This is a genomic window from Lysinibacillus sp. NPDC097279, assembly GCF_044761745.1.
Classification (GTDB): domain Bacteria; phylum Bacillota; class Bacilli; order Bacillales_A; family Planococcaceae; genus Lysinibacillus.
Map to the genome: position 1 here is coordinate 318,405 of NZ_JBIWDA010000003.1, position 25,827 is coordinate 344,231.

At 38.9% G+C, this 25,827-nt stretch carries 18 protein-coding genes; 17 read left to right on the forward strand and 1 reads right to left on the reverse strand.

Translation table 11 applies throughout. The annotated features are described in order from the left end of the window. The first annotated feature begins 216 nt into the window (after nucleotides 1-216). The 9 genes from ACIQ1H_RS15225 (at nucleotide 217) to ACIQ1H_RS15265 (ending at nucleotide 14,627) form a co-directional block, all read left to right on the forward strand. On the forward strand, nucleotides 217-2,451 hold the full coding sequence (locus ACIQ1H_RS15225; RefSeq protein ID WP_402889841.1) for a (Fe-S)-binding protein: 2,235 nt from the start codon (nucleotides 217-219) through the stop codon (nucleotides 2,449-2,451). 200 nt (nucleotides 2,452-2,651) lie between these two features. Beyond that, entirely contained in the window at nucleotides 2,652-3,857 is a 1,206-nt protein-coding gene (locus ACIQ1H_RS15230) for an acetyl-CoA C-acetyltransferase (protein WP_402889843.1), read from the forward strand. Beyond that, nucleotides 3,857-4,708: a 3-hydroxybutyryl-CoA dehydrogenase gene (locus tag ACIQ1H_RS15235; RefSeq protein WP_402889845.1), complete on the forward strand. Its 852-nt coding sequence runs from the start codon at nucleotides 3,857-3,859 to the stop codon at nucleotides 4,706-4,708. The genes ACIQ1H_RS15230 and ACIQ1H_RS15235 overlap by 1 nt, the downstream gene beginning before the upstream one ends. Nucleotides 4,709-4,842: 134 nt before the next feature. Then, the gene (locus ACIQ1H_RS15240) at nucleotides 4,843-5,976 is read left to right on the forward strand and encodes an acyl-CoA dehydrogenase (protein WP_402889847.1); all 1,134 of its coding nucleotides are present in this window, start codon (nucleotides 4,843-4,845) and stop codon (nucleotides 5,974-5,976) included. Nucleotides 5,977-6,080: 104 nt separating this feature from the next. Continuing rightward, nucleotides 6,081-7,217, forward strand: a complete 1,137-nt coding sequence (locus tag ACIQ1H_RS15245; RefSeq protein WP_173478638.1) for an acyl-CoA dehydrogenase — start codon at nucleotides 6,081-6,083, stop codon at nucleotides 7,215-7,217. Nucleotides 7,218-7,220: 3 nt separating this feature from the next. After that, nucleotides 7,221-7,853, forward strand: coding sequence for a TetR/AcrR family transcriptional regulator (locus ACIQ1H_RS15250; RefSeq protein WP_173478637.1), 633 nt, complete (start codon nucleotides 7,221-7,223; stop codon nucleotides 7,851-7,853). Between the two features lie 223 nt (nucleotides 7,854-8,076). Continuing rightward, nucleotides 8,077-11,325, forward strand: coding sequence for a fused isobutyryl-CoA mutase/GTPase IcmF (icmF, locus tag ACIQ1H_RS15255; RefSeq protein WP_402889849.1), 3,249 nt, complete (start codon nucleotides 8,077-8,079; stop codon nucleotides 11,323-11,325). A gap of 464 nt (nucleotides 11,326-11,789) precedes the next feature. Continuing rightward, the gene (gene rpoE / locus ACIQ1H_RS15260) at nucleotides 11,790-12,329 is read left to right on the forward strand and encodes a DNA-directed RNA polymerase subunit delta (RefSeq protein ID WP_402889851.1); all 540 of its coding nucleotides are present in this window, start codon (nucleotides 11,790-11,792) and stop codon (nucleotides 12,327-12,329) included. Nucleotides 12,330-13,034: 705 nt separating this feature from the next. Continuing rightward, nucleotides 13,035-14,627: a CTP synthase gene (locus tag ACIQ1H_RS15265; RefSeq protein WP_173478634.1), complete on the forward strand. Its 1,593-nt coding sequence runs from the start codon at nucleotides 13,035-13,037 to the stop codon at nucleotides 14,625-14,627. A 149-nt stretch (nucleotides 14,628-14,776) separates the two neighbouring features. Here ACIQ1H_RS15265 and ACIQ1H_RS15270 read toward each other — a convergent pair whose 3' ends face one another. Further along, on the reverse strand, nucleotides 14,777-15,307 hold the full coding sequence (locus ACIQ1H_RS15270; protein ID WP_402889853.1) for a DUF2529 family protein: 531 nt from the start codon (nucleotides 15,305-15,307) through the stop codon (nucleotides 14,777-14,779). Nucleotides 15,308-15,461: 154 nt separating this feature from the next. Here ACIQ1H_RS15270 and ACIQ1H_RS15275 point away from each other — a divergent pair, with 154 nt between their 5' ends. From ACIQ1H_RS15275 to ACIQ1H_RS15310, 8 genes are all read left to right on the forward strand, one after another. After that, the gene (locus tag ACIQ1H_RS15275) at nucleotides 15,462-15,821 is read left to right on the forward strand and encodes a response regulator (protein WP_173478632.1); all 360 of its coding nucleotides are present in this window, start codon (nucleotides 15,462-15,464) and stop codon (nucleotides 15,819-15,821) included. 365 nt (nucleotides 15,822-16,186) lie between these two features. Then, nucleotides 16,187-17,041: a class II fructose-bisphosphate aldolase gene (locus ACIQ1H_RS15280; RefSeq protein WP_402889856.1), complete on the forward strand. Its 855-nt coding sequence runs from the start codon at nucleotides 16,187-16,189 to the stop codon at nucleotides 17,039-17,041. A 151-nt stretch (nucleotides 17,042-17,192) separates the two neighbouring features. Next, nucleotides 17,193-17,843: a fructose-6-phosphate aldolase gene (gene fsa, locus ACIQ1H_RS15285; RefSeq protein ID WP_024362882.1), complete on the forward strand. Its 651-nt coding sequence runs from the start codon at nucleotides 17,193-17,195 to the stop codon at nucleotides 17,841-17,843. Nucleotides 17,844-17,903: 60 nt separating this feature from the next. Next, complete coding sequence (locus tag ACIQ1H_RS15290; protein WP_402889858.1) at nucleotides 17,904-19,190, forward strand: UDP-N-acetylglucosamine 1-carboxyvinyltransferase; 1,287 nt, start codon at nucleotides 17,904-17,906, stop codon at nucleotides 19,188-19,190. Between the two features lie 96 nt (nucleotides 19,191-19,286). Beyond that, nucleotides 19,287-20,243, forward strand: coding sequence for a class II fructose-bisphosphatase (gene glpX / locus ACIQ1H_RS15295; RefSeq protein WP_173478630.1), 957 nt, complete (start codon nucleotides 19,287-19,289; stop codon nucleotides 20,241-20,243). Between the two features lie 145 nt (nucleotides 20,244-20,388). Continuing rightward, a complete protein-coding gene (rho, locus tag ACIQ1H_RS15300; RefSeq protein WP_173478629.1) occupies nucleotides 20,389-21,672 on the forward strand; it encodes a transcription termination factor Rho in 1,284 nt (427 codons plus the stop codon). Between the two features lie 378 nt (nucleotides 21,673-22,050). Then, nucleotides 22,051-23,958, forward strand: coding sequence for an AraC family transcriptional regulator (locus tag ACIQ1H_RS15305; RefSeq protein WP_402889860.1), 1,908 nt, complete (start codon nucleotides 22,051-22,053; stop codon nucleotides 23,956-23,958). Nucleotides 23,959-24,086: 128 nt separating this feature from the next. Further along, on the forward strand, nucleotides 24,087-25,811 hold the full coding sequence (locus tag ACIQ1H_RS15310; RefSeq protein ID WP_402889862.1) for an ABC transporter ATP-binding protein: 1,725 nt from the start codon (nucleotides 24,087-24,089) through the stop codon (nucleotides 25,809-25,811). Nucleotides 25,812-25,827 lie beyond the last annotated feature (16 nt).

The window sequence follows — 25,827 nt, forward strand, 5'->3', positions numbered from 1 at the left end:
AAAAAGCTACTTTGAAGGAAAATTCAGGGTAGCTTTTTGTCTTATAAAATGTAAGAATATAAAATTATCAGAAATATTTTTGTTTTATGTTGACTGAATGCTCACTCATTTATTAGAATGTGAATATAGTGGTGGAATGTCATACATTTACGTATGAGCTAGAAAATTTAACACAAAGAGAGAAAATTTACGACAAACTAAAAGGGGGGACCAACCATGAGTCCATTAGTTATTGCAAACATTGTTCTAACAATCGTGGTTGTGCTTTATGCAGTAGGGTTATTTATCTATCTGTTAAAAACACGCTATAAATTCGTACAACTGGGGAAAAAGGTTGAGTTTGATGAAAGTGTCCAAGAACGTATTCGTTATTTAATGGTGAATGTGTTTGGTCAAAATAAGCTATTAAAGGATCCTAAAAGTGGTTTAATTCACGTTATGTTCTTTTACGGCTTCTTGATGGTTCAGTTAGGAGCTATCGATTTAATTTGGAAGGGGTTAGCTCCAGGGTCGCATTTACCACTTGGCATGTTCTATAGCGTATTCACTTTCTTCCAAGAGCTAGTAGTATTAATGATATTAGTAGCGGTAGTATGGGCGTTTTATCGCCGCTATGTAGAAAAACTAGTACGTTTAAAACGAGGCTGGAAAAATGGTCTTGTCTTAATTTTTATTGGAGGCTTAATGCTTTCAACATTACTTGCAAACGGTATGGGCCTTATTTGGCATGATGAAGGTTTAACTTATACTGAGCCTATTGCTTCTAGCATTGCAGCAATTTTTAGCTTTTTACCAGCAACGGCAGCAGCGACGATTTTCTATATTTCATGGTGGGCCCATTTATTAATTTTACTTACATTTTTAATTTATGTGCCTCAATCAAAGCACTTCCACTTGATTGTCAGCCCAATTAATGTGTACATGAATCGTTTAGATCGCACTGGTACTTTGACACCAATAGACTTCGAGGCGCTTGAAGAAGCGGGTGAAAATGCTGAAAATGAAGAAGACATCCCATCTATTGGTGTTGGACGTATTCAAGATTTTACACAAAAGCAAATGCTTGATTTGTATTCTTGTGTAGAGTGTGGGCGTTGTACAAATATGTGTCCTGCAACAGGTACTGGGAAAATGCTTTCACCGATGGATTTAATCGTTAAGCTTCGTGATCATTTAACATTCACAGGTGCGGTGGTAACAAAGCAAAAACCTTGGGTGCCATATCAATTTTTTGCGAATACAAAGGGCAATCAGCTTGCAATGGCAGCAGGTGCTGAAGGGGCAGTAATTGAGGATATTTATAGTCCTTCTTTAATCGGTGACGTTATTACAGAGGAAGAGATTTGGGCATGTACAACTTGCCGTAACTGTGAGGACCAATGCCCAGTTATGAATGAGCATGTCGATAAAATCATTGACCTACGTCGTTACTTAACAATGACGGAAGGGAAAGTAAATTCTGATGCCCAACGTGCAATGACGAACATAGAACGTCAAGGGAATCCTTGGGGTCTAAACCGAAAAGAAAAAGAAAATTGGCGCGACCTAGATCCAACTATTAATATTCCAACTGTGAAAGAATTGAAAAAATCGGGCGAAGAAATGGAGTACCTATTCTGGGTAGGCTCTATGGGTGCATTTGATAATCGTTCACAAAAAATTGCCCTAGCGTTCTGTCGTCTATTAAACGAAGCGGGCGTGAAGTTTGCTATTTTAGGAAATAAAGAGAAAAACTCTGGAGATACACCACGTCGTTTAGGAAATGAGTTTTTATTCCAAGAACTAGCGACAGCAAATATCGATGAATTTGAGAAAAATGATGTGAAGAAAATTGTAACGATTGATCCACATGCATACAATATCTTTAAAAATGAATATCAAGATTTTGGTTGGAAAGGCGAGGTTTATCATCATACTGAATTACTGAATGAATTGATAGAGGAAAATCGTTTAGTTCTAAATCATGAAGTGGATGAAACAATTGTATTCCACGATTCTTGTTATTTAGGTCGTTATAATGATGTGTATGATGCACCACGTGAAATTTTACGCGGCATTCCAGGCGTCAAGCTTGTAGAAATGGAACGTAATCGTGAAACGGCAATGTGCTGTGGCGCAGGCGGTGGCTTAATGTGGATGGAAGAGCATGTCGGCAATCGCATTAACGTTGCACGAACAGAGCAAGCTTTAGCAACGAACGCTTCTGTAATATCTTCAGGATGTCCGTACTGCTTAACGATGTTAGAAGATGGCACGAAAGCGAAAGAGGTTGAAGATACAATTAGTACGTTCGATGTTGCAGAATTATTAGAGCGCTCTGTGTTTGGTGAAAAAGTAAAAGCTGTTACAGAGAGTGACGAAGAAGTAACAGCAGAGGTGCTAGAAGAAGTAGTAGCTTCAGTGGAAACTCAGGAACCAAACAAGAATGAGGAGTTAAACGCAGAGAAATAATAATTATTGTAGAAATATTTTCTTTATCTGAAAAATATAAATTGCACAATAATTAATTGTTTTGTAGAATAAGATTAATTAGAAATGGGAGTTGCTTAATAACTCCCATTTTTTTATCGGGAAGAGTCGAGCGAGCGTTCAGTCAATGGAGATTGCTTTGATGCTTCATCGAGAAACGTAAAACAAAAGGGGTGTTTTACTTGAATAGAGCTGTAATTTTAGCAGGAGCAAGAACGGCATTTGGTAAATTTGCTGGATCACTGTCCGCACTTAACGCAAGTGATTTAGGTGCATTCGCCATTAAAGGTGCACTTGAAAAAGCAAATATAGCACCAGATGCAGTGGATGAAGTGATTTTAGGTACTGTTTTACAAGGTGGGCAAGGACAAATACCGTCAAGACAGGCTGCTCTAAAAGCAGATTTGCCTGTAGCAGTCAAAACAGAGACGATTAATAAAGTTTGTGCGTCGGGGATGCGCGCTGTAACGTTAGCCGATCAGCTAATTCGTTTAGGGGACGAGGAAGTGATTGTCGCTGGCGGTATGGAGTCTATGTCAAACGCACCTTACTATCTTCTTAATGGTCGAACGGGTCTCCGTATGGGCGATTCAACAATGGTCGATGGAATGCTTTATGACGGGTTAACTTGTGCCTTCAATGAGGCAAGACCACCAATGGGAAGCTATGGCAATAAAGCTGCAATAGAATTTTCGCTAAGTCGTCAAGAACAGGACGCTTGGGCTGTTCGCAGTCATGAACGCGCCCTTGCGGCAATCGACCAAGGCTATTTTGCTGAGGAAATTGTGCCTGTGCAAATTGCACAGCGTAAAGGTGAGCCACTTGTAGTAGATACTGATGAAGCACCAAGACCAGGAACTACACAGGAAGTGCTTGCTAAGCTTAAACCAGCTTTTGAAAAGGATGGTTCAATTACAGCTGGTAATGCTCCTGGCGTCAATGATGGGGCATGTGCACTTGTTGTAATGAGTGAAGAGCGTGCAATGCGTGAAGGTAGGGAACCACTTGCCGTAATTATTGGGCATGCGGAAATTTCAATTGAGCCAGAAAATTTCCCGCAAACACCAGGTCTCGTTATGAATAGCCTGCTAAAAAAGACGGGGAAAACATTAGCTGATATAGATGTCATTGAAATCAATGAAGCCTTTGCAGCAGTGGCGCTTATTAGCAAACAGCTTGCCGACCTAGATGCAGAAAAAGTGAATGTTAATGGTGGTGCTGTAGCACTTGGCCATCCTATAGGGGCTTCTGGTGCACGCATTATATTAACACTAGCACATGAGCTAAAGCGTCGTGGTGGGGGAATCGGTGTTGCGGCAATCTGCTCTGGTGGAGGGCAAGGCGATGCAATCATGATTGAAGTACCAAAACAAAGGGGACATGAATGATGGGAATCCAGAAGGTAATGGTGATTGGTGCTGGGCAAATGGGCTCAGGGATTGCACAAGTTTGTGCACAGGCAGGCTTTGATGTGTTATTGAATGATATTAAACAACCGTTCTTTGAGCGTGGTTTAGGCGTTATTACAAAAAACTTAACGCGTGATGTCGAAAAAGGCCGTAAAACAGAAGATGAAAAAACAGCGATTTTAGGCCGTATCAAGATGTCACTAGATTTAAAGGATGCTAGTGATGTAGATATGATTATCGAGGCAGCAGTGGAAAATATGGAAGTAAAGCAATCTATTTTTAAGCAATTAGATGCAATTGCACCTGCACATGCCATTCTTGCGACAAATACATCATCATTGCCAATTACAGAAATTGCAGCTGTTACTAACAGACCAGAGCACGTAATTGGCATGCACTTTATGAACCCAGTGCCTGTTATGAAACTTGTCGAAATTATTAGAGGTTTAGCTACTGCTGACGAAGTGTACAAAGCTGTCGAAGCAATGACTGTGCAGCTGGCGAAAACACCAGTGGAAGTAAATGACTTCCCAGGCTTTATTGCAAACCGTATTTTACTGCCAATGATCAATGAAGCAATCTATGCGTTGTATGAAGGGGTTGCAACGAAAGAAGCCATCGATGATGTGATGAAACTAGGCATGAATCATCCGATGGGACCTTTAACATTAGCAGACTTTATCGGTTTAGATACATGTTTATCAATTATGGAAATTTTACATGAAGGCTTAGGCGATAGTAAGTATAGACCTTGCCCTTTATTAAGGAAATATGTAGCAGCAGGCTGGCTTGGTAAAAAATCAGGAAGAGGCTTTTACGTTTACGAATAATCCTATGGGGATGGGAAGATTCGGATAAATTACACCTCGGCGTAATGCTGAGGACTATAGCTTGATTCAGCGATGAATGCTAAAGCAAATTAAAATGTAATGCTACGTGACAGCATAGAGGGGTGACATTATAGATGCATTTACAATTTACAGATGAGCAGTTAATGATGCGTGATATGGTGCGAAGTTTCTCACAAGAGAAGATTGCACCGTGGGTAGAGCGTATGGAGGCAGGAGAGTTTCCGCGAGAACTCCTGCAACAGATGGGTGAGCTAGGTTTAATGGGGATTACAACACCAGAAGAACTTGGTGGCTCTGCAATGGATTTTACATCATACATCATCGCTATCAATGAATTATCGAAAGTGAGTGCGGTAATGGGTGTTATATTATCCGTACATACTTCAGTAGGGACGAATCCTATTATTTATTTTGGTAATGATGAGCAGAAAAAGCGATATGTTCCGAAGTTAGCAGCTGGTGAATATTTAGGCGCATTTTGTTTAACGGAGCCAGGCGCGGGTTCAGATGCAGGCTCACTTCAATCTAAAGCAGTGCGTGATGGTGATGTATATGTTATTAACGGCTCAAAAGTATTTATTACCAATGGAGGCGAAGCGGATGTTTATATCGTTTTTGCCTCAACCAATCAAGCTGAAAAAACACGTGGTATCTCAGCATTCATTGTTGAAAAGGGTACGCCAGGCTTAATTATTGGTAAGGATGAACATAAAATGGGCCTACACGGTTCACGTACAGTCCAATTAACATTTGATAACTGCCGAATTCCAGCTGGAAACCTTCTTGGGGAGGAAGGGGAAGGCTTCAAAATAGCAATGGCTAATTTGGATGTTGGACGGATAGGAATCGCGGCACAAGCTTTAGGTATTGCGGAAGCGGCGCTTGAAGCGGCAACCAACTATGCCAAAGAGCGTGTGCAATTTGGTAAACCGATTTCAGCACAACAAGGAGTTGGCTTTAAGCTTGCCGATATGGCGACTGCTGTTGAAGCGGCAAAACTGCTTGTGTATCGAGCAGCTGATTTACGTGCGAAAGGTTTAGCGTGCGGAGCAGAAGCGTCGATGGCTAAGCTCTTCGCTTCAAGCACAGCCGTACAAACAGCGATTGAAGCTGTACAAATTTTTGGAGGCTACGGTTACACCGAGGATTATCCAGTAGAACGTTTTTTCCGTGATGCCAAAGTAACGGAAATTTATGAAGGTACAAGTGAAATACAAAAACTCGTTATTAGTAAACATTTAGTTTAATAGATTTAGCACCATTGTAAAGAGTATGTTAAATGCTCACACATCCACAAGGAATCCAATGATGTCTTAGATGAAATTCATTAAAATTAAAGGGGAAATGGACAATGAACTTTCAATTAACAGAAGAACATGAACAATTACGTGAAATGATTCGCGACTTTGCTTTAAACGAGGTAGCACCAACAGCAGCGGAACGCGATGAAAATGAGGAATTTGATCGTGCGATTTTCGACAAAATGGCTGAGTTAGGCTTAACAGGGATTCCATGGCCTGAAGAATACGGTGGTGCAGGTTTTGACTATCTTGCCTATGTGATAGCTGTTGAAGAATTATCGCGTGTGTGTGCTTCTACAGGCGTAACATTATCTGCGCATACATCTCTTGCTGGTTGGCCACTATTTAAATTTGGTAATGAAGAACAAAAACAAAAATATCTTCGACCAATGGCAGAGGGCAAGCATATCGGTGCTTATGGCTTAACAGAGCCAGGATCTGGATCGGATGCAGGCGGTATGAAAACTTATGCAAAACGTGATGGCGATGATTATATAATAAATGGCTCAAAGATTTTTATTACAAATGGTGGAGTAGCAGATACATATATCGTATTTGCCGTAACGGATCCAGAAGCGAAAAACGGTACTTCTGCTTTTATCGTTGAAGCGGGCTTTGAAGGCTTCTCTGTTGGGAAGAAGGAGAAAAAACTAGGAATTCGTTCATCACCAACGACAGAAATTATTTTCGATAATTGCCGTGTACCAAAAGAAAACCTACTTGGGGCTGAAGGAGAAGGTTTTAAAATTGCAATGACAACACTTGATGGTGGACGTAACGGTATTGCGGCACAAGCGGTGGGAATTGCACAAGGTGCATTAGATGCTGCGGTTGACTATGCAAAAGAGCGTGTACAATTCGGTAAGCCAATTACAGCAAACCAAGGTGTTTCCTTTAAATTAGCTGATATGGCAACACAAATTGAAGCATCTCGTCTGCTTACTTACCAAGCTGCTTGGTTAGAGACGAATGGTCTTCCATATGGTAAAGCATCGGCAATGGCTAAGTTAATGGCTGGTGATACAGCAATGAGCGTCACAACGGAGGCGGTTCAAGTCTTTGGTGGTTATGGTTATACGAAAGATTATCCAGTAGAACGTTATATGCGTGATGCAAAAATTACACAGATTTACGAAGGTACACAAGAAATTCAACGTCTTGTTATCTCACGTATGTTGACGAAATAATTTATGACAGAAAAAAACAAAAGGCCCCAAGTCCAGTCAACCGTGAAAGACGAAAATCTCATTGCCATCCGCCGAGAACAAATGATTCAAGGTGCTATTAAGCTATTTAAAGAAAAAGGCTTTCATCGAGCGACAACAAGAGAGATTGCAAAAGCAGCAGGTTTTAGTATTGGTACATTATATGAATATATTCGTACGAAAGAAGATGTACTTTACCTTGTTTGTGATAGCATCTACCACCATGCGATGGAGCGACTATCAAGCTATGAAATAAAAGCAGGTACGATAGAAGAATTAAAAGAAATGATTCGGGAGTATTTCTTACAAATTGATAGCATGGTTGATGAATTAACAATTATGTATCAAGAAACGAAATCATTGTCCAAAGAAGCACAGCGCTATGTTTTCGGTAAAGAGTTTGAGATGGTTGCCACTTTTGAAAGGCTGTTGCAACGCTGTGTGCAGTCAGGGGAACTAACGATGACTGATAAGCAAATTCATTTGGCAGCAAATAATTTAGTTGTTCAAGGACAAAGCTGGGCGTTCCGTAAATGGGCGCTGCATCGTCAACATTCACTCGACGAGTATATCGAAATGCAAACAACATTGTTCATTTCAGGCATTAAGGGGTTTTAATAAGTTCCAAAGGGGTTCGTCGGTAATTGCATAATGCGACATTGCAATTACCGATTTTTTTTCATGATTTTGTATGGCAGAGAGCTCATAATAGCTGAAAAATTATGAACATAAGTGAAGCGGAAGCAGCTCGTTGCTTGCCTGCGGAAAGTGTTTGTATCAAGCGAATTAGCTTCAAACATCAGTGAAAAGATTTATTAAGGGGAGAAAGTGGGGGTTTCATATGACAAAGGTAGAAGTGTATCGTCCAAAAAATCACGTACGTTTTGTAACAGCATCAAGTCTTTTTGATGGACATGATGCTTCGGTCAATATTATGCGACGTATTTTACAATCGAGCGGTGTGGAAGTTATCCATCTAGGCCATAATCGCTCTGTAGAAGAAGTCGTTAATGCTGCGATTCAAGAAGACGCTCAAGGTATTGCGTTATCTTCTTATCAAGGTGGCCATATGGAATACTTTAAATATATGTTTGATTTATTGCGCGAAAAAGGGGCACCGCATATTAAAATATACGGCGGTGGTGGTGGTGTTATTTTGCCACGTGAAATTAAGGAATTACATGCTTATGGTATTGCGGGCATTTTCTCACCTGAAGATGGCCGTGTTCTAGGGCTACAAGGCATGATTAATGAGCAAATTAAAGGCACTGATTTTCCAACTGCAACAGGTGACTATCTAGAAAAGCTGAATGCTTTAACGACAGAGACACCAGAATTATTGGCGAACTTAATAACTGCAGCTGAATCGAATGATGATGAAGATACGAAAAAAATGTTAGAGGAAGCACGCAAACGTTCAAAAGGTACACCAATTTTAGGTATTACAGGGACAGGTGGCGCTGGTAAATCTTCTTTAACAGACGAGCTTATTCGTCGTTTCTTGAAAGAATTCCCAGAAAAACGTGTAGCGATTTTATCGGTCGATCCAACAAAGCAAAAAACAGGTGGAGCATTACTAGGAGATCGTATTCGAATGAATGCCATTTTCAATAACCGAGTTTATATGCGAAGTTTGGCGACGCGTGGTTCTCGTACAGAGCTCTCCGCTTCTATTGGTGATGTGTTAGATGTCGTGCGCGTAGCTGGTTATGATTTAATCATCGTTGAAACAAGCGGAATTGGTCAAGGGGATGCAGAAATTACAAATTTCACAGACTTGTCCATGTATGTTATGACAAGTGAATTTGGTGCACCGACACAGCTTGAGAAAATCGATATGATTGATTTTGCAGATGTTATTGCCATTAATAAGTTCGAACGAAAAGGCTCAGAAGATGCGCTACGTCAGGTGCAAAAGCAATACCAACGTTCACGCGAGCTTTGGGATGAACCAATTGATAAAATGCCTGTTTACGGGACGATAGCTAGTCAATTTAATGATAAAGGAACGAATGCTTTATTTGCTGCATTAGTTCATATTATTAACCAAAAAACAGGTAGCAATTGGGAAACAGGCTATGAGCAATTTGCTAAAACGCAAAAACAGGATGTTATTATTCCGAATGATCGCCGTTATTATTTACGTGAAATAACAGATACAGTGCGTGGCTACCATAAAAAAACAGAACAACAAGTTGCCTTTGCCCGTCGTTTATTCCAACTAGAGGGTGCAATCGAGGCAGTGAAAGAAAAGGCACCAGATGATGCACTTGTCGCATCGCTTACATCTTTAGCGAATGGTGTCCGTGATGAATTAACAGCAGAGTCAAAGCGTATTTTAGATAATTGGCAAGCCTTAAAAGAAGCGTATGCTGGTGATGAATTTGTAACGAAGGTGCGCGATAAGGAGATTCGTACAATTTTAAAAACAACGAGTCTTTCAGGGACAAAAATACCGAAAGTAGCCCTACCGAAGTTTGTTGATTATGGAGAAATTTTACGCTGGGTGTATCGTGAAAATGTACCAGGTGAATTCCCGTATACTGCAGGTGTGTTCCAGTTTAAACGTGAAGGTGAAGATCCAAAACGACAATTTGCTGGCGAGGGTACACCAGAAAGAACAAATAAACGTTTCCATTATTTATCGAAAGACGATGATGCTAAGCGTTTATCAACTGCATTTGACTCGGTTACATTGTACGGTGAGGACCCTGATTACCGTCCAGATATTTACGGGAAAGTTGGAGAATCAGGTGTTTCGATTTGTACACTTGAAGATATGAAGAAGCTCTATGCTGGTTTTGATCTTTGTGCTCCTTCTACTTCTGTTTCTATGACCATTAATGGACCTGCGCCAATAATTTTAGCGATGTTTATGAACACAGCGATTGATCAGCAAGTAAAGCTGCGTGAAGCAGAACTTGGTAGACCTTTGACAGTCGAAGAATTTACAGAGACACGCGCGAAAACATTACAAGTTGTGCGTGGTACTGTGCAGGCAGATATTTTAAAAGAAGATCAAGGGCAAAATACATGTATTTTCTCTACGGAATTTGCTCTCAGAATGATGGGCGATATTCAGCAGTATTTTATCGACAAAAAAGTGCGTAACTACTACTCTGTTTCCATTTCGGGCTATCATATTGCGGAAGCTGGAGCTAATCCAATTTCCCAGCTAGCGTTTACACTCGCAAATGGCTTTACGTATGTTGAATACTATTTAAGTCGTGGTATGAATATAGATGATTTCGCACCAAATCTATCATTCTTCTTCTCCAACGGATTAGATCCTGAATATACAGTAATAGGTCGTGTGGCACGACGTATTTGGGCAGTTGTCATGCGCAATAAATACGGTGCAAATGAACGTGCACAAAAGCTAAAATATCATATCCAAACTTCTGGTCGCAGCTTGCATGCACAAGAAATTGACTTTAATGATATTCGCACAACATTACAGGCACTTATGGCATTGCAAGATAACTGTAATTCATTGCATACAAATGCATATGATGAAGCAATTACTACGCCTACTGAGGAATCTGTACGTCGAGCTATGGCAATTCAAATGATTATTACGAAAGAGCATGGTTTAGCGAAAAATGAAAACCCATTACAAGGGGCATTTATCGTTGAAGAATTAACAGATTTAGTAGAGGAAGCTGTGCTTGAAGAGTTTGATCGTATTAATGATCGCGGTGGCGTGCTAGGCGCTATGGAAACACAATATCAACGTGGAAAAATTCAAGAAGAATCGATGCATTATGAAATGTTAAAGCATTCGGGAGAATTACCAATCATCGGCGTAAATACGTACTTAAACCCGAATCCGCCTACAGATGATGCAATCGATAATATGGAAATTGCACGTGCATCTTCAGAAGAAAAAGAAACGCAAATTCGTAATTTACAATCGTTCTGGCAACAACATGAAGGACAAACAGAAGCAGCTATTGCTCGCCTACAAGAGGTAGCTGTAAACAATGGGAATATTTTCGAAGAACTAATGGAAACTGTTAAAGTAGCGAGTCTAGGACAAATAACAAAGGCTTTATATGAAGTTGGTGGGCAGTTCCGTCGCAACATGTAAAACAAATCGGTGCTAATTTGCTAATTTGTGGAATGTAAATGCTAGTAAATCCGACATGCTGCTGTATTTAAAAGTGTCTAGTCATACGATTAGGCACTTCTTTTCATTTTCGCTATAATAGAAATGTAAAAAAGAGGGGGCGCAGTAGAGGATGAAATCAATAATTCACTACATTATTGTTTTAGCTTTAGTATTGGGAGTAATTTTCCTGTATAATAAGCAAATTGGCGCTATTCCTTTATTGTTATTATCGATTTATTTATTTTTTCTAGGGATAAAAAAAATGTGTAATATAAAAAACAGTAATTGAAGCTAGCAAAGAGACTAAAACATTGTATATAATGGGTATTATGCTTATGGTATGGAAAGTTACTTTTGTGCGGTCTTTTTTAGCTGCGCTCCGAAAATAAAGCACTATATAATTTTAAAACGTCCATTGTGATGAGAGGAAGGAAGTGCACGAATTGAATTTTCGTGAAATGACAAAGGAACAATTAGCGGAAGAATCGTTAATTAACTTAGCTTATGCAATTTTAACTGAAAAACGTGCTTCAGTGTCATTTAATGACCTGCTTACAATTATTAAAGAGCTTGTTGGTTATAGTGATGAAGATATTAAATCACGCCTACTACAATTCTACACTGATATGAATGTTGATGGACGTTTCTTATTTAATCAAGAAACTGGTTGGGGCTTACGCGAATGGTTCAAAGTAGAACAAATCGAAGAAGAAACAGCTCCATCAGTGAAAACGCATAAGAAAAAATCTAAAGCTACACTTGATGAAGACGATGAATTAGAAGAAGATTTAGAAGAAGATGACATTGACTTCGACGAAGATTATGAAGAGTTTGTTGAAGAAGATGAAGAAATCGAGGATGAAAAAGAAGATATTGACTTCGACGACGAAGAAGATATTGAAGACATCGAGGATGAAATTGATGAAGATTTCATTGAAGAAGAGGAAGAAGAGTTCGATGAAGAAGAAGAGGAAGAAGTGTAATACGATTACGCTTTGAATTTTCTTACTTCAGTACTTGTATTAAAAATTCTTGACTTCTTACACGGTTCCGTTTAATCTTTTACTTGGGCTCCTTAAAAAAAGGAGAAAGACCGTGTATATAATACGCTCCCCCTGCAAACCTATGCAGGAGGGGCGTTTTTTTTGTTTTTAACTTGCTGAATCAAGTTAAAGGTCAAGGCGAATATTTAAGAATTAAAAAGGGGCTTTTCGACCAGGCTCGAATAAAATTCGGAAGTAATTACGCCGAGATGTAATGAATCATCAGTCAAGCTCTCCCATGCTAATAAATAATGATTTGAATACGAAAGTGGTAAACTAATCATTATGTATATTAATCGGTGACTGAGTTATATGGTAAAGCTTCTCATGGAGAACATAATTAGATAGCTTACTGCCATGCTAGCTATGAAAGTTTTACTACAAAGAACAATTTAGAAAAGTAAAAAAGATATAGAAACGATTACAGCTTCGAATCGACTACATTCTAAATGTAGGCATTCTCGGCTTTTCTTATTTTAGGGATAGGAAAGCATTATGTTTCTTATTCATGTCCAACTATTCGTGTTATAGGTTTACATTTCCTTCCTGCAAATAGGTAAATCAGTAAGCGATATGACAGAATGGATGGACGCAATATCCTTTTTTTACTAACAAGATCCAGTACAACATAAGGAGGAATTTTTCATGACAAAGTATATTTTTGTAACAGGTGGGGTTGTGTCATCACTTGGAAAAGGGATTGTAGCAGCATCTCTAGGACGTTTATTAAAAAACCGTGGGTTAGAAGTAACGATTCAAAAATTTGACCCATATATCAATATTGACCCAGGTACAATGAGTCCGTACCAACACGGTGAGGTATTTGTTACTGATGATGGTGCTGAGGCTGACTTAGACTTAGGTCACTATGAGCGCTTCATCGACATTAACCTAGGCAAACATTCAACTGTAACATCTGGTCGCGTATATCAATCTGTTTTACAAAAAGAACGTCGTGGTGATTACAACGGCGGAACAGTTCAAGTAATTCCTCACATTACTAATGAAATTAAAGAACGTATCCAACGTGCAGGACGTGAAACGAATGCAGATGTTGTTATTACAGAGGTTGGAGGAACTGTAGGTGATATTGAATCACTACCATTCCTAGAAGCAATTCGTCAAATGAAAACAAATTTAGGTCATAACAATGTAATGTATGTTCACTGTACGTTAATTCCTTACATTAAAGCTGCTGGTGAGTTAAAAACAAAACCAACACAACATTCTGTTAAAGAATTACGATCTTTAGGAATTCAACCAAATATTATTGTCGTGCGTACAGAACAAGAAGTACCACAAGAGATGAAAGAAAAACTAGCATTATTCTGTGACGTTCAACCTCATGAAATTATCGAATCTCGTGATGCAGAGCATTTATATGAAGTACCATTAAATCTACATGCTCAAGATTTCGATGATATCGTACTTGATCATTTCGGCATTGAAGCACCAGAGGCAGATATGGAAGAATGGCGCGAGCTTGTTGCAAAAGTGAAGAGCCTACCAAATAAACGAAGAGTGGCATTAGTAGGTAAGTATGTTGAATTACAAGATGCGTACATTTCAGTTGTAGAGGCGTTAAAACATGCAGGTTATGCGTTTAACTCTGATATCGAAATTGATTGGATTAACGCAGAGCATGTAGATGCAGACAATGTTGTATCATTACTAAAAGATGCTGATGCCATTTTAGTACCAGGCGGCTTCGGTGATCGTGGCGTTGAAGGTAAAATTTTAGCAACTCAGTATGCTCGTGAAAATAATGTGCCGTTTTTAGGTATTTGTTTAGGTATGCAACTAGCAACAGTAGAATTTGCTCGTAACGTACTTGGCTTAAATGGAGCGCATTCCACAGAGCTTGATTCGGAAACACAATATCCTATTATTGATTTCCTTCCAGATCAAAATGATAATGTAGACATTGGTGGTACATTACGTTTAGGTTTATACCCATGTAAGTTAAAAGATGGCTCAAAAGCAAAAGCTGCTTACGGTCAAGAGCTTGTGTACGAACGTCACCGTCATCGTTATGAATTTAATAACGAATACCGTGAGGCAATGGAAGCGGCAGGTCTTGTATTCTCAGGTACAAGCCCAGACGGAAAATTAGTGGAAATTATTGAGCTACCAGAAAACAACTTCTTCGTAGCTTGTCAATTCCACCCAGAATTAGTGTCACGTCCAAACCGTCCACAACCATTATTCCGTGATTTTATCGGCGCAACATTTAAATAAAATAAAAAAGGATGTCTCGTCATGACGAGACATCCATCAGATTGTAGCCAAACTTGAGTAGTTTCGAGTTTGGCTACATTTTTTGTGAAAAAAGGAAAGTGCCGATAGAGATTTTGGTTATAGCGATTTAGTTTTAATGTAGTGAAGCTTTACAGCTCCTCATCATCAAGTCCGAGCATTTCATCATAAGCGATTTTTATAGCTTCATAAATGAATAGGGCAGCAATCGCATGTGGTACAACAATACGCTCACCTAAATCGTTAGGCAACAACCCTCCGCGCATACGAGTAGAAATATATGTATACGCTAAATCGGCTAATGGATTTTCTGCATTTGCTACTTCACTAGCTACGGCTGCAAATGGAATAAAGTGTTCGTTCAATTTTTTTGCTAATGCTAAAGCTTCCAGATCATGTGCACTACGGGTAAAAATACAAATACGATCGGCTTCACTAACTTCAGTATGCTCTGTCCAAGGGAGTAGCTTAGCGAAACGCTCAACACCTTGAAGTGCATTTAACTCGACAACTTGCATTTCGCCAAAACAAGCAAAGTAAACATTTCCTTCGCCTATTGCTGCTTGTGCAAGTAAACGTGCTGTTTCTTCAATAGATTCTTCTTCGCTTTGTGTTATTCTTTGTAATAATCCGCTCAGCTGTGTTGTTAATATTTTTGACATGATTCCACCTCAATCAATATTATATGTATGTGTGAAGCATAAAGCAAAAGTAGATAATTTATAATACTAGAAGGTATTAAGCTGTAAAAGGAGAATAATACATAATATAGATTTCTTTGTGCAAAATAATAATTCAAAAAGGGCGGAATGCAATGTGAAACGATTACTAATTGTTGATGATCAGCAGGGAATTCGTTTGCTATTAAATGAAGTTTTGAAAAAAGAAGGTTATGTTACATATTTAGCAGCTAATGGCGCTGAAGCACTACGTTACGCAGAGGAAGAATCCATGGATTGTGTATTGCTAGACATGAAGATTCCTGGCATGGATGGCATAGAGATTTTAAAATGTTTAAAAGAGAAATGGCCTCAGCTACCCGTCTTTATGATGACTGCTTACGGTGAACTAGATGTAGTACAGGAAGCATTGGATTTAGGGGCAATTCGTTACTTTACTAAGCCATTTGATATTTTTGAAGTACGTGATGCAGTAAATAAAACATTGAACACATAAGAAACAGGCAGTGGCAAGCACCGCCTGTTTTTTACATATGCCCTAATAGTTGCTGTTGATAAAATAGCCGTTACGTTTGCCCTTCGCTATCGGTGCAGAAAATATAAGCACCTGAAATTTCTTTTCAGGTGCTTTTGAAAAAAGGCACCTGTCGCTACGTTGCCTTCGCTTTCGGTGCAGAAAATAAAAGCACCTGAAATTTCTTTTCAGGTGCTCTTGAAAAAAGGCACCTGTCGCTACGTTGCCCTTCGCTATCGGTGCTAAAATATAAGCACCTGAAATTTCTTTTCAGGTGCTTATATTTTTGCTATGATTAAATAGCACATTTATGTATAAAGAATAGTCCTAAAAGGAGGATTTTTAGTATGGCATTAGTATCTATGAAAGAGATGTTAATTAAAGCAAAGGCAGAAGGTTATGCAGTTGGTCAATTCAACATCAACAACCTTGAATGGACACAAGCGATTTTACAAGCGGCAGAAGAAGAGAAATCACCTGTAATCCTTGGCGTATCTGAAGGCGCAGGTAAATATATGGGCGGTTTTATCTCAGTAGTACACATGGTAAAAGGTTTAATCGAGTCATACGGTATAACAGTTCCGGTTGCTATTCATCTTGACCATGGTTCTAGCTTTGAAAAGTGTAAAGAAGCGATTGATGCAGGATTTACTTCTGTTATGATTGATGCTTCACACCATCCTTTCGAAGAAAATATCGCAACGACTTCAAAAGTAGTTGAATATGCACATGCCAAAGGTGTGTCTGTTGAAGCTGAGCTTGGAACAGTTGGTGGTGACGAGGATGGCGTAATCGGTGGTATTATGTACGCTGATCCAGAGGAATGCCGTAAAATGGTTGAATTAACAGATATCGATTGCCTAGCACCAGCCCTTGGCTCTGTACATGGTCCTTACAAAGGTGAACCAAACTTAGGCTTTAAGGAAATGGAGGAAATCTCAAAATTAGCAGATCTTCCTTTAGTATTACATGGTGGTACAGGCATTCCAACAAAAGATATTCAACGCTCAATTTCATTAGGTACTGCTAAAATTAACGTTAATACTGAAAATCAAATCGCAGCTACAAAAGTGATTCGCGAAATTCTTAACAATGATAAAGAAGTTTACGATCCTCGTAAATTCTTAGCGCCAGCTCGTGAAGCGATTAAATCAACAGTTATCGGTAAAATCCGTGAATTTGGAAGTGCACAAAAAGCATAATTAAGCTTCTTATATGGTACAAAAGCAAAGATGAATACACATAATAAGAGAAGTGTTGATGCTAGCAATCGACCTTCTCTTGTTTTTGAAATAATAACTTTTTTTGAAAAAAATTAAAAATATAAATAAATAGGGTTTAGGAGGAAATATTATGAAATTTTTTATTGATACAGCAAACTTTGACGAAATTAAAGAAGCACATGCATGGGGTATTTTATCAGGTGTTACAACAAATCCATCATTAGTAGCAAAAGAGGAAAATGTTTCTTTTCATGATCGACTACGTGAAATTGCAGAGCTTGTAGATGGCTCAGTAAGTGGAGAAGTTATTGCTTTAGATGCTGAAGGGATGATTAAAGAAGGTCTAGAATTAGCTGCGATTGCACCGAACATCACCGTTAAATTACCGATGACGCCAGCAGGTTTAGAGGCTTGCCGCTTCTTTGCAAACAAAGGCATCAAAACAAACGTAACACTAATTTTTAGTGCAAACCAAGCATTAATGGCTGCGCGCGCGGGTGCTACATATGTATCACCATTTATCGGACGTTTAGATGATATTGGTCAAAATGGTGTAGAGCTGATTGAAACAATTTCAGACATATTTACAATCCATAACATTGAAACGCAAATTATTGCCGCTTCTATCCGTCACCCTCAACACGTAACGGCTGCAGCTCTTGCGGGCGCTCATATTTCAACAACTCCTTTTAAAGTGTTAAAACAACTTTTCCACCATCCATTAACGGAAAAAGGAATTGAAGGATTTTTAGCGGATTGGAATAAGCGAAAAGGTGAATAATAAGATTATAAAGTGAGTCACATGCAAAAATTACTTTCCAATCATGAGGGAGAACGCAAAATGGATGTTTATAAAATTACAGGCGAAAATCGTCTAAAGGGTACAATTAAAGTTAGTGGTGCAAAAAATAGTGCAGTCGCCTTAATTCCAGCATCAATTTTGGCGAACTCTCCAGTGACAATTGGAGGGATTCCAGAAATTTCAGATGCTTGGACTTTAAAAGCCTTGTTAGAAGAAATCGGTGGAGAAGTACAATTTGACAATGGCAAAATGATTATTGATCCGTCCGATATGCTTGCACTACCTTTGCCAAATGGTAATGTAAAAAAACTCCGTGCCTCTTATTATTTAATGGGGGCAATGCTTGGTCGCTTCAAAAAGGCGGTCATTGGTTTGCCAGGTGGTTGCTTCTTAGGACCACGTCCGATTGATCAACACATTAAAGGCTTTGAGGCACTTGGCGCTAAAATTACAAATGAGCATGGAGCGATTTATTTACGTGCAGAGGAATTAATTGGTGCTAAAATTTATTTAGATGTCGCAAGTGTTGGCGCAACTATCAATATTATGTTGGCTGCAGTACGTGCAAAGGGTCGTACGGTTATTGAAAATGCAGCAAAGGAACCTGAAATAATTGACGTAGCAACACTTCTTACCAATATGGGTGCCAATATTAAAGGTGCAGGTACAAGTGTAATTCGTATCGAAGGTGTTGATGAGCTGCACGGTACGGAGCATACAATTATTCCAGACCGTATTGAAGCTGCAACGTTTATGATTATGGCAGCAGCAGTAGGCGACGGTATTACTATAGACAATGTTATTCCACTACATTTAGAGGCAATTACTGCAAAGCTTCGTGAAATGGGCGTCAAAATTGATATAGGTGAGGAAAGTATTTTTGTTCCAAAAACAGACCTATCTACATTGCAAGCGGTTGATGTTAAGACGATTGTGTATCCTGGATTCCCTACGGATATTCAGCAACCACTCTCCGTGTTAATGACACAGGCATTTGGTTCTTCAAAAATAACAGATACGATTTATACGGCTCGTTTTAAGCATATTGATGAGCTACGTCGTATGAATGCCAACGCACGTGTAGAAGGAAATACTGCGATAATTACTGGTCCAAGTAAACTACATGGCTCAAGTGTAACTGCAACAGACCTTCGCGCAGGTGCAGCATTAGTATTAGCTGGCCTATTAGCAGAAGGGGAAACTGAAATTCACGATATCTATCATATTGAACGTGGCTATAGCTCACTTATTGAAAAATTACGTGACTTAGGCGCAGATATTCGACGTGAAACAATTATGGTGAGTGTTGCAGAGGCAAAGGAGTAATGTGAGGTAAAAGTTTCGAGCCAATTATGTTACAATAAAGGTAATTTGAATGTTTCGGCGCAATGTAACATGCCGATAACGGGAGGCAAAACAACAATGGAACGCAGTTTATCGATGGAAGTAGTACGAGTAACAGAGGCAGCAGCAATCGCATCCGGGAAATGGATGGGTCGCGGTTTGAAAATTGAGGCAGATGATGCAGCAACGACAGCAATGCGCTCAATGTTCGATACGATTCCAATGCATGCTACAGTAGTAATTGGGGAAGGTGAAATGGACGAAGCGCCAATGCTTTATATCGGTGAAGAGCTTGGCCTTCGTAATGGCGGACCTCAAGTAGACATAGCAGTCGATCCTTTAGAAGGTACAAATATAGTAGCAAAAGGTACGAATGGTGCCATGACTGTATTAGCTATTGCTGATAAGGGTAATCTATTGAATGCACCAGATATGTACATGGAGAAAATCGCTGTAGGACCAGAAGCGGCAGGAAAAGTTGATATTAATGCCTCTGTTACTTATAATTTATTACAAGTAGCAAAAGCAAAAAATAAAGATATTTCTGATGTAGTAGCTACTCTATTAGATCGCCCTCGTCATCAAGCAATAGTAGATGAGATTCGTGAAGCGGGAGCACGTATTAAATTTATTCAAGATGGGGATGTTGGTGCTGCCATTAACACGGCATTTGATGAAACAGGCATCGACATTATGTTTGGAATGGGCGGCGCACCAGAAGGTGTTATTTCAGCTGTTGCATTAAAATGCCTTGGCGGAGACTTCCAGGCCAAATTAGTGCCAGAGGACGAAGAACAGTTAGAACGCTGTAAACAAATGGGCGTAGATGTAGATAAAGTTCTTTACTTAGATGACTTAGTAAAAGGTGACGATGCGATTTTTGCCGCAACTGCTGTCACAGATTGTGAGCTATTAAAAGGTGTTCAGTACAAAGGAGCTTACGCATTAACACATTCAGTTGTTATGCGAGCGAAATCAGGTACTGTGCGATTTGTAGAAGGTCGTCACGCGCTTGATAAAAAACCTAGCTATTAATAATATTTTCTTCTAAAATATACCTAGTGCAACTTATTGCACTAGGTACCTTCTTCTTCATTAAAACCATCCCATAGTTTTACTTAAACTTCTATGTTTACCCCAATACATGCATTATATTTTGAAAAAGACTGGAGTTGTGCATATGTCTGCATTGACAATCGCTCAATTAGAAAACATGACGTTAAAAGAGCTTTACGCCCTCGCACGCCAATACAAAATTTCGTATTATAGCAAACTAACGAAAAAGGAATTAATTTTCGCTATTTTGAAAACGCGTTCAGAGCAAGAGGGTTATTTCTTTATGGAAGGGGTACTTGAGATTGTTTCGCAAGAAGGCTTTGGCTTCCTTCGTCCAATAAATTACTCACCAAGTAAAGAAGATATTTATATTTCTGCTTCTCAAATTCGTCGTTTTGACCTTCGTAATGGGGATAAGGTGTCTGGTAAAGTACGCCCACCTAAAGAAAATGAACGCTACTATGGCCTACTACAGGTGGATGCTGTAAATGGAGAAGACCCTGAAGTAGCAAAAGAACGTGTTCACTTCCCAGCGTTAACGCCATTATATCCTGATCGACAAATTAAGCTTGAAACTACTCAGCGCAATCTATCAACTCGAATTATGGATTTAGTAGCACCAGTAGGATTTGGTCAACGTGGTTTAATTGTTGCGCCGCCAAAGGCTGGTAAAACATCGTTACTTAAAGAAATTGCCAACGCTATTACAACGAATCATCCTGAGGCTGAATTAATCGTCTTACTTATTGATGAGCGCCCTGAGGAAGTAACGGACATTGAGCGTTCTGTAAATGCGGATGTCGTGAGTTCTACATTCGATGAAGTACCAGAAAATCATGTGAAGGTAGCTGAAATCGTATTAGAACGAGCACGCCGTTTAGTAGAACATAAACGTGACGTTATTATTTTAATGGACTCTATTACGCGTCTTGCACGTGCTTATAACTTAGTGATTCCACCGAGCGGACGTACGCTTTCTGGTGGTATTGACCCTGCTGCCTTCCATAGACCAAAACGATTCTTCGGTTCTGCTCGTAATATCGAAGAAGGTGGTAGCTTAACAATTTTAGCTACAGCTTTAGTAGATACAGGATCACGTATGGATGAAGTAATCTATGAAGAATTTAAAGGGACTGGTAACTTAGAGTTGCACCTAGACCGACAATTAGCAGAGCGTCGTATTTTCCCTGCGCTTGATATTCGTCGTTCAGGTACGCGTAAGGAAGAATTACTTCTTGAACCAGAACAACTTGAGAAACTATGGGCAATTCGAAAAACATTTTCCGATGCTCCAGATTTTGCAGAGCGTTTCTTGAAAAAGCTGCGCACTACAAAATCAAACGAAGAATTTTTCGAAAAGTTAAATGAAGATATGAAAAAAGCCACTAAAGGTAAAGGGCTTCTTTAAAATTGTAGACACCATTGACTAGTAATAGTGAATGGTGTCTTTATTTTGTTATTTGACTCCGTTGATTTCCGCTACGGGAAGTGCCAGGCACTCAAACAATTTTACTAGTTGATTGGAGCGAAGGCGGACGACTCCTGCGGGAACGCACAGAACGTGAGACGCAACAGACCGCGCGTTAGCGAGGGTTGCGGCTTACGTATGTGCCCGCGGAAAGCGTCCGTCCGTAGCGGAAATCAACGAAGTGAGCTTATCTCTACGCTGACACCAATAACTATTAATAGTAATTGGTGTTTTTTTCTTGTTCTCTAAAAAGTATAATGAAATTGAGAATCATTATCAATATAATGGTGGTATGTCTTATTAGTTGAGGAGAACGCTATGAATTACGATGCTTATATGCTCCTATGGGAAAATGCCCATATCAAGGTAAAACACATGGAATGTGTAGTTAACAACTCGGGGCAAAAGAAGGAAGTAATGAAATACAGCTCGTTATTAATCATTACAGTTGGGGAAGCGGAAATTGTTATTGGAGAGAATCCTTATCATGTACAACGATTTAGCATATTTCATATTGGAAAGTCCCAAACACTACATATAAAATCAAAAAAGCCTTTGAACTACTTTCTTATTCACTATAAAGGTGATGTCATTTATGACGATGCTTTTATGCAACATTTACAAATGCAATATCAACCGTTTCAAACGGAGTTCTCATGTATACCTGCTAATCCAATTCCGATTCATACGTTGTTACAAGATATGTTTATCAAGTGGCAGACAGGTTCTATTCATGACCATTTATTTGTCAAAGCATCCTTTTACGAGCTCATTTATCGTATGTTTCAAGAGCTTACTGAAGGGCAGGGGAAGCCACATGAAATGGATAAGGTAGAATTAGCACGTTTATATCTAGAAGAGCATATTCAAGAGCCATTATTAATCCAAACGCTCGCTGATTCACTTCAAATTAGTACACGACATTTATTACGTGTGTTTAAGGCTCGTTATGGAATAGGGCCACAAATTTACTTGCAGCAACTCAAAATTAAACGTGCGAAACAATATTTAATTGCCAATCAATATGACATTAAACAAATAGCCATCTCTCTTGGATATGAGGATGAATACTATTTTAGTAGGGCCTTTAAAAAGGAGACAAGTATGGCGCCTAGTATTTATAGGCTGAAATATACAGCCGCTATGTCCGAATTCACTATTACAAATGAGAATCATTTTCAATACAATAAGAATCAGCTCGCGCAAGCAAAACGATTTAAGATTGGGGAAAATGAAGTCATGATGAAAAAAATGCTTAAACATATAAAGACGCCCTTTTTACTAAGTTTGTTAGTTTTACTAGCAGCATGTGGCGAGGATACAAAACAACCAGCTGAAAATAATGATAGTGTACCTAAAACGGAAGAGTCCGAGACTAGAACTATTACGGATGATAGTGGGCGCGAAGTAGAGATTCCAGTTAAAGCGCAACGTATTGTGACAGACTGGTATCTTGGACAAATACTTGCATTAGATGTTGTGCCTGTTGGGGCTGTAGTAGCTAATTTAGACTATGCAGCATTTTTAAAATCGTACTATAAAGACGGTGAAATTACGAATATCGGGACAGACGGAAATGCTTCATTAGAAAAGATTTTAGAATTAAAGCCAGATTTAATCATTACTTGGAATCCAGAAGATGTTGAAAAATATGAAAAAATTGCACCGACTATCGTCTTTTCTGATACAGCCTATAAATCTGCGACTGATGAGGTCAAAGCAATGGGCGAATTTTTAGGAAGACAGGAAGAAGCAGACGCATTTGTCAAAGATTTTGAAAATCGCGTAACGAATGCACAACAAAAAATAAATGATGCGATACCAGAAGGTGCTACCTTTACAATTTTTGATGTATTTGAAAAAAATGCAACGGTTGTAGGGAATACAAGCGTATCAGGTGGCCGAGCGCTGTATCAAATTCTTGGTGTAAAACCACAAGAAAAAGTTCAGGAGCTTTTTGATACAAAGGAATCTAACGGTGGCCGCTATGATATCTCCTATGAAGTAGTAGGTGACTATGTTGGCGATTACGTCTTCGTTATTAATTTCTTTAATAAAGATGGGCAATTCCCTCCAACTTGGACAAATCTTGATGTTGTCAAAAATAATAAAACAATACCTTTAGAAGCCGAATATTATTTTGCTTCTGATCCGTTATCTGGACTCCATCAAGCAGAAGATTTAGCGGATAAAATAGTGGAATTTACAAAATCGCAGGAAAAATAACAAGTAGAATTGTGGAAAATACATGAGGTGAGCTACCTAATTTTAAGATTAGGTAGCTTTCATTAAATAAATCATAAACAAGTATGAGCAATTTAAAGTTGTTAGTCGTATATTAGGAGGTTCCATCCATGTTACTACAACATTTCTTTACTTATTACAGGCCATATAAAGGATTATTTCTATTAGATTTCTCCTGTGCAATTTTAGTTGCCCTCATTGAGCTGGCATTTCCATTAGTTTTAAATAAAGTCATTGATGATATTCTTCCAGATGGTGAATTAAAGTGGATTATGATGGCGTGTGGTTTGCTGTTATTGCTGTATATTTTTAATTCGATTTTAGATTTTATTGTTTCCTATTGGGGGCATATGCTAGGCATCAATATTGAAACGGATATGAGAAGGGAAGCGTTCAATCATATTCAAAAGCTCTCATTCCGCTACTTTGATAACAATAAAACGGGACATCTTGTCTCACGCTTAACAAATGATTTAATGGACATTGGTGAGCTTGCCCATCATGGTCCAGAAGATATGTTTGTTGCAATGATGACAATCATCGGTTCCTTTTGCGTAATGTTTTATATTGATCCTACCTTTACGCTATTAATCTTTATTCTTGTACCCATTATTCTTGTACTAACGATTATTTTTGGCAAGCTTATGTCGAAAGCATTTCATCAAATGTTCAGCGATATTGCGGACTTTAATGCCCGTGTAGAAAATAACGTCAGCGGTATTCGAGTAGTTCAAGCATTTACAAACGAAGACCATGAAAAAAACCGCTTCAAAAAGAATAATGAAAAATTCCGAGCAACCAAATTGTTTTCTTATAAGGTGATGGCTTGGAATGAAGCAATCTCAGGTATTTTAACGAAAGTCTTATCATTATTTACGCTATTTGTCGGCGCATACTTTGTATTAAAGGGCTATTTAACGAATGGCGAATTTATTGCTTTTATTCTTCTCTCTGGAATTTTACTCGGTCCAATTAACAAAATAAATATGTTTATTGAGAGTTATCCAAAGGGCATGGCTGGTTTTAAACGCTATATTGATTTTTTAGAAACAGCCCCAGAAATTGAAGACCATCCAAAAGCTAAGCAAGTAGAGACTATTGATGGCAATATTACGTTTGATCGAGTTTCATTTGGTTACACCGATACAGAGCACACATTAAATAATATTAATTTAACGATTCACTCTGGGGAAACAGTAGCGCTTGTTGGTCCATCTGGAGCGGGGAAATCAACTATTTGTAGCTTACTCCCACGCTTTTATGAGGTGAGTGAAGGTTCAATAAAAGTCGATGGGCTAGATATACGCGATTTTAAGCTTCATTCATTACGCTCCCATATCGGCATTGTGCAACAGGATGTTTTTTTATTTGATGGTACGATTCGAGAAAATATTGCATACGGAGATTTACAGGCGAGTGAAGAAGATATTTGGTATGCGGCAAAACGAGCACAGCTTGAAGAAATGATACAAGCATTACCAGATGGAATGGATACGTTAATTGGTGAACGAGGCGTGAAGTTATCAGGTGGACAGAAACAGAGGCTGTCTATAGCACGTATTTTCTTGAAAAACCCAAAAATATTAATTTTGGATGAGGCCACTTCCGCTTTAGATACAGAAACAGAACAGGCTATTCAGCAAGCATTACAAGAACTTTCCAAAGGACGTACAACATTAGTCATTGCACACCGCTTGGCGACAATAAAAGATGCAGACCGTATTGTCGTCGTTTCGAAAAAAGGGATTATAGAAGAAGGAACACATGAACAATTAATGGCTAGGAAAAACGCCTATTACGGTTTGTACACAGCACAATTTGGTTTGCAAATCTAAAAACGAAAGGAAGTTT

What these genes read in the sequence shown, in the direction of transcription:
- ACIQ1H_RS15225 (WP_402889841.1), top strand. Translation starts at nt 217, where the DNA reads ATGAGTCCATTAGTTATTGCAAACATTGTTCTAACAATCGTGGTTGTG.
- ACIQ1H_RS15235 (WP_402889845.1), top strand. Translation starts at nt 3,857, where the DNA reads ATGGGAATCCAGAAGGTAATGGTGATTGGTGCTGGGCAAATGGGCTCA.
- ACIQ1H_RS15240 (WP_402889847.1), top strand. Translation starts at nt 4,843, where the DNA reads ATGCATTTACAATTTACAGATGAGCAGTTAATGATGCGTGATATGGTG.
- ACIQ1H_RS15245 (WP_173478638.1), top strand. Translation starts at nt 6,081, where the DNA reads ATGAACTTTCAATTAACAGAAGAACATGAACAATTACGTGAAATGATT.
- ACIQ1H_RS15250 (WP_173478637.1), top strand. Translation starts at nt 7,221, where the DNA reads ATGACAGAAAAAAACAAAAGGCCCCAAGTCCAGTCAACCGTGAAAGAC.
- icmF (WP_402889849.1), top strand. Translation starts at nt 8,077, where the DNA reads ATGACAAAGGTAGAAGTGTATCGTCCAAAAAATCACGTACGTTTTGTA.
- ACIQ1H_RS15265 (WP_173478634.1), top strand. Translation starts at nt 13,035, where the DNA reads ATGACAAAGTATATTTTTGTAACAGGTGGGGTTGTGTCATCACTTGGA.
- ACIQ1H_RS15270 (WP_402889853.1), bottom strand. Translation starts at nt 15,307, where the DNA reads ATGTCAAAAATATTAACAACACAGCTGAGCGGATTATTACAAAGAATA.
- ACIQ1H_RS15280 (WP_402889856.1), top strand. Translation starts at nt 16,187, where the DNA reads ATGGCATTAGTATCTATGAAAGAGATGTTAATTAAAGCAAAGGCAGAA.
- fsa (WP_024362882.1), top strand. Translation starts at nt 17,193, where the DNA reads ATGAAATTTTTTATTGATACAGCAAACTTTGACGAAATTAAAGAAGCA.
- ACIQ1H_RS15290 (WP_402889858.1), top strand. Translation starts at nt 17,904, where the DNA reads ATGGATGTTTATAAAATTACAGGCGAAAATCGTCTAAAGGGTACAATT.
- glpX (WP_173478630.1), top strand. Translation starts at nt 19,287, where the DNA reads ATGGAACGCAGTTTATCGATGGAAGTAGTACGAGTAACAGAGGCAGCA.
- rho (WP_173478629.1), top strand. Translation starts at nt 20,389, where the DNA reads ATGTCTGCATTGACAATCGCTCAATTAGAAAACATGACGTTAAAAGAG.
- ACIQ1H_RS15305 (WP_402889860.1), top strand. Translation starts at nt 22,051, where the DNA reads ATGAATTACGATGCTTATATGCTCCTATGGGAAAATGCCCATATCAAG.
- ACIQ1H_RS15310 (WP_402889862.1), top strand. Translation starts at nt 24,087, where the DNA reads ATGTTACTACAACATTTCTTTACTTATTACAGGCCATATAAAGGATTA.